Annotated in this window: 1 protein-coding gene; it reads left to right on the forward strand. The window is 50.9% G+C overall.

What is annotated here, in order from left to right:
* The first annotated feature begins 418 nt into the window (after positions 1-418).
* Positions 419-547, forward strand: a complete 129-nt coding sequence (locus QQJ84_RS14705; RefSeq protein WP_284259060.1) for an NAD-dependent epimerase/dehydratase family protein — start codon at positions 419-421, stop codon at positions 545-547.
* Positions 548-599: the final 52 nt, after the last annotated feature.

Here is a 599-nt window from a genome sequence, read left to right on the forward strand (position 1 = left end):
CATCCCGACAAATTCTCTCATCCGGCGCGAAAATCAAAGAGGGTCAAACTTACAGCGCTTACCTTCAACTCCATCGCACGCAACCTCAAAATCAGAGGCCAGACCGAATCATATAAAATCGCGTCGGATCAATAGGATAGGTACTTCAATAAATTACCCTGAGCGCCGAACTTAATGCCTCGACATAGGCCGAAAAACGTGATTCGCTGACGCGCCGTCCAGACTTGAGACCCATAACGTAACCCCGCCTCCACGGTTAAGAATTTCCAGACATGACAAATCACATTCGAATCGGGCAAGAGTTTATGACACAGTAAGACTAAATCCATGAACGAAAGGAACGCGCCGCATTGGCCATCCGATCCGCGGCACGGATCAATTTGGCAGCAGCGCCATAACAACCATGAGCGAGCATCACATGAGCGTCGATCTTCACAAACCCGTTCTCGTCACGGGTGCCAGCGGCTTCGTTGGCAGCCACATTACCAGGCTTCTTACGGAGCGAGGTCGCAAGGTTCGCGTGCTGCTGCGTAAGTGTCCGTCCTGAAACAACTTGAATCTATCGAGTCACTTGTGATTCGATGCTTCTGGCCCGATTC

The organism is Acidocella aquatica (assembly GCF_030160635.1).
Classification (GTDB): Bacteria; Pseudomonadota; Alphaproteobacteria; order Acetobacterales; family Acetobacteraceae; genus Acidocella; species Acidocella aquatica.

Excerpts from the sequence above, each read along its gene's own strand:
- QQJ84_RS14705 (WP_284259060.1), top strand. The coding sequence starts at position 419 with ATGAGCGTCGATCTTCACAAACCCGTTCTCGTCACGGGTGCCAGCGGC.